Source organism: Microvirga sp. P4_G7 (assembly GCF_056401005.1).
The window spans coordinates 1-4,063 of sequence record NZ_JBFUKD010000318.1; the positions used below are offsets into that span (position 1 = coordinate 1).

4 protein-coding genes are annotated in these 4,063 nt (G+C 63.6%); all 4 read right to left on the reverse strand.

All coding sequences use genetic code 11. From position 1 onward, the window contains the following. On the reverse strand, positions 1 to 446 hold a 446-nt coding region (locus tag AC1DT3_RS13565), incomplete at its 3' end, for a response regulator (protein WP_477465779.1). 134 nt (positions 447 to 580) lie between these two features. Then, positions 581 to 1,789: a trypsin-like peptidase domain-containing protein gene (locus AC1DT3_RS13570; RefSeq protein ID WP_477465780.1), complete on the reverse strand. Its 1,209-nt coding sequence runs from the start codon at positions 1,787 to 1,789 to the stop codon at positions 581 to 583. A 173-nt stretch (positions 1,790 to 1,962) separates the two neighbouring features. Continuing rightward, positions 1,963 to 2,433, reverse strand: coding sequence for a cytochrome c-type biogenesis protein (locus AC1DT3_RS13575; RefSeq protein WP_477465781.1), 471 nt, complete (start codon positions 2,431 to 2,433; stop codon positions 1,963 to 1,965). Between the two features lie 5 nt (positions 2,434 to 2,438). Beyond that, the coding region (locus tag AC1DT3_RS13580) for a heme lyase CcmF/NrfE family subunit (RefSeq protein ID WP_477465782.1) at positions 2,439 to 4,063 on the reverse strand (1,625 nt) is incomplete at its 5' end.

Genomic DNA, 4,063 nt, shown 5'->3' on the forward strand with positions numbered 1-4,063 from the left:
TGTCCGGACCGGGTGACGCGGTGAGAGAGCCGGTCGAGTTCGAGGTCCGCGACGCGATAGATCGTCGGCTCGGCGGTCGGCGCCGTCGCGCGACGGCGCGAGAGCACTTCGACGCGCGCCAGAAGTTCGGAGAATGCGTAGGGTTTGGGGAGATAATCGTCGCCGCCGGCCCGTAGGCCCTTCACGCGATCGTCGACCTGTCCGAGCGCGGAGAGGATGAGGACCGGCGTTTCGATCTTCTGCTCGCGCAAGGATCGGATCAGGGAAAGCCCGTCGAGTTTCGGCAGCATGCGATCGACGACGAGCACGTCGTAGTCGCCCGCTTCGGCCATCGCATAGCCGTCGAGGCCGTCCGCCGCGTGGTCCGCCACATGGCCGGCTTCCTTGAAGGCCTTCACGAGATAGGACGCCGCTTCCTGGTCGTCCTCGATGATGAGAATCCGCATGAGCGCGACTGTAGCCTATTTTTGCGCCAACGGCAGGCCGGTCTTGGAGGGTTGACCGACCTGCCGCGGGCAGGAACGCCGGGGCTTTTGGAGGGGGCGATTATCACCCCGGCGTCCGAACCGCTTTTGAGGCGTTAAGCACCCTTCGGCTGGCTGCCGACTTCGAGGGTGACGGTCCGCTCCTTGCCTTCACGATAGAGCGTCAGGGTGAGGGTCTTGCCCGGTGCGACCTGCGCGACCTTGCGCGACAGATCCTTGGCTTCCTTCACCACCTCACCGTTGACCGCGATGATCGTGTCGCCCGTCCGGACGCCTGCCTTGGCGGCAGGGCTGTCCTTCACGGCTTCGGCGACCAGGGCGCCCTTGGGCTCCTTGAGGCCGATGGCTTCGGCGATTTCCTTGGTCACCGGCTGCATCTGCACACCGATGAACCCACGGGTCACCGAACCGCCGTCCTTGAGCGACGTCACGATCTGGTCGACCGTCGTCGCCGGGATGGCGAAGGCGATGCCGACGCTGCCGCCCGAGGGCGAGTAGATCGCGGTGTTCACGCCGACGACCTCACCGGCGAGGTTGAAGGTCGGGCCACCGGAATTGCCCTTGTTCACCGGAGCATCGATCTGGATGAAGTCGTCATACGGACCCTGTCCGATGTCACGATGCTGTGCCGACACGATACCGGCCGTCACCGTTCCGCCGAGACCGAAGGGATTGCCGACCGCGAGAACCCAATCGCCGATGCGAGCCTTCTGCGGGGCGAGGCGTACGAACGGAAAGTCTCCGTTACCGCCTTCGACCTTCAGAAGCGCGAGGTCGGTCTTCGGATCGGTGCCGATCACCTTGGCGTCGAGCACCTTGCCGTCATCCATGGTGACCTGAACGTCCGAGCCGTTTTCCACGACGTGATTGTTGGTCACGACGTAGCCGTCGGCCGAGACGAAGAAGCCGGAACCGAGAGCCTGGCCGAACTGACGCGGGGTCTTGCGGCCCTGCTGTTGCTGCTGCTGACCGTCTCGGAACTGGCGGAAGAACCGCTCCATCGGGTGTCCCGGAGGCAGATCCGGCATCGAGAACTGCTGGCCACCCTCGTCGTCGCCACGGTCGGCAACGTTCTGGACCTTGACGCGAACCGAAACCACGGCGGGCTTCACGCGCTCGATCACGTCGGCGAAGGAAGGCGCGCCCTGGATCGGCTGAGCCAGGGACCGCAGCTCAGCGTGAGCCGCATTAGGGACGACAAGACCGCTCTCGACCGCGCCGCCTGCAATCAGCGCGGCAACGGCCGCTGCACCGAGCCACTTGGCGGTGCGCTTGCGGACGGGGTTAGTAACCTTGTTCGACATTTGTAATCTCCTCGACGAACCCTGATGCGGGTCCGTGTTGAGGAGAACATGGGGGTTGCCGGGTTACGGCGCTCTCACCCTCAGATGAAAACTTGGTAACCTTCCAGAGCGTGATCAGCAATAGAGGAATGCCATCTTCTCGCCGAGTCGTTCTCACGTCGGCGGAACACGCGCTAAGTTCCCGCGTTGCCATCGTTTTTGAGCAGCGCATCGAGGCTTCTCTGCTCATCGCTGTTGAGAACGGGCGAAGCCGATCGGCGGCGCAGGCGGCGCGCATTCAACAGAAGGCCGATGCCGCCGAGCACGAGAATGAGCAAAGGCGTCAGCCACAACGCCAGCGTATGCGCGTTGAACGCAGGCTTCAGCAGGACGAACTCGCCGTAGCGTCGCACCAGATAGCCGCGAACCTGATCGTCGCTGTCTCCGGCCGTCAGGCGCTCTCGCACGAGAATCCGCAGATCCTTGGCAAGGGATGCATCCGAATCGTCGATCGACTGGTTTTGGCAGACGAGGCAGCGCAGACCCGCCGAAATATCGCGGGCGCGCTGCTCCAGCACCGGATCCTTGAGAACCTCGTCCGGCTGAACGGCAAAGGCTGCGCCGCTCAAGACGATGAAGATCGCGAAGAGCGGAAGAAACCGCATTCGTCTCACTCCGCCGCCGCAGGAACTGTCTGCAACGACCGAGCGCGCGCAGGAGCGCCGACGCGCAGGCGCCGATCGCTGAGCGACAAGCCACCGCCCAGCGCCATGACGAGCGCGCCGAGCCAGATCAAGAGAACGAGGGGTTTGTAGTAAAGGTGAAGGGCGACCGAGCCATCGCTCTGCATTTCGCCGAGGCTCGCGTAGATCTGGCTGAACCCGATCGTCATGATGCCCGCTTCCGTCGTCGGCATCTCGCGCGTCACGTAGAGGCGCTTCATGGATTCGATGCGTCCGAGCTCGCGGCCTTCCGTTGACACGTTCAAGACGGCGACGTCTTCGCGGTAGTTGAAAGCCGCGCGCGGTGTGATGCTCTCGAGCCGAACCTGATAGGGACCTGCACGCAACGTCTCGCCGCGCTTGAGACTTCCGAGCGACTCCACACCCCAGGCKGAGGCGGCGATACCGATCACAGTCAGGCCGACGCCGGCATGCGCAAGAGAGGTTCCCCACGTCGAGCGCGGCAGGCCGACCGCCTTCGTCCACACCAGCGACCAGGGACTGCCCTTCGACCATGAGCGCGAAACGATTTCGTTCAGCGAACCGAGCACGAGAAAGATCCCGAGGCCGACGCCGAGCGGCGCGAGGATCGGGCCGCCGTAAGTCAGTGCGATGAGCGCGAGCGTCGCGACGATCGAAACGCCGATGACGCCGTAGAGGCGTTGAGCCGCACCAAGGAAATTGCCGCGTTTCCAGGCGAGCGTTTGGCCGAATGGCAGCAACAGCAGGAGCGGAAGGATCAGCGGAATGAACGTGAAATTGAAAAACGGTGCGCCGACGGAAATCTTCTGACCGGTCAGTGCCTCCAGCGCCAACGGATAAAGGGTGCCGATGAAGACCGTCGCGCATGCGGTCGTGAGAAAGAGATTGTTCAGCACCAACGCACCTTCGCGCGAAACGGGAGCGAACAATCCGCCCTGCTGCAGAAGCGGCGCGCGCCAGGCGAAGAGCAGAAACGAACCACCGATGAAGGTGATCAGGATACCCAGGATGAAGATGCCGCGTTCGGGATCGACAGCGAAGGAATGCACCGACGTGAGCACGCCGGAGCGGACGAGGAAGGTTCCGAGAAGCGACRGGGAAAATGTCAGAATGGCGAGCAGGATCGTCCAGACCTTCAGGGCGTTCCGCTTCTCCATGACGACGGTCGAATGCACCAGCGCGGTCCCCGCGAGCCACGGCATCAGCGAAGCGTTCTCGACCGGGTCCCAGAACCACCAACCGCCCCAACCAAGCTCGTAATAGGCCCAATACGAACCCATCGCGATCCCAAGGGTGAGAAACGCCCACGCCGTCAGCGTCCAGGGTCGAACGATCCGTGCCCAGATCGCATCGATGCGCCCGTCGATGAGGGCGGCGCAGGCAAAGGCGAAGGTGATCGAAAATCCGACGTAGCCAATGTAGAGCAGCGGCGGATGGATCGCGAGGCCAGGATCCTGCAGGAGCGGGTTCAAGTCCTGCCCTTCGAGCGGTGCCGGCACCGCTCGCGTGAAGGGGTTCGACGTGACCAGGATGAACAAGAGAAAGGCGAAGGTGACCGCGGCCTGCACGGCCAGGGTGTTGGCCTTGAGCC

Excerpts from the sequence above, each read along its gene's own strand:
- AC1DT3_RS13570 (WP_477465780.1), bottom strand. The coding sequence starts at position 1,789 with ATGTCGAACAAGGTTACTAACCCCGTCCGCAAGCGCACCGCCAAGTGG.
- AC1DT3_RS13575 (WP_477465781.1), bottom strand. The coding sequence starts at position 2,433 with ATGCGGTTTCTTCCGCTCTTCGCGATCTTCATCGTCTTGAGCGGCGCA.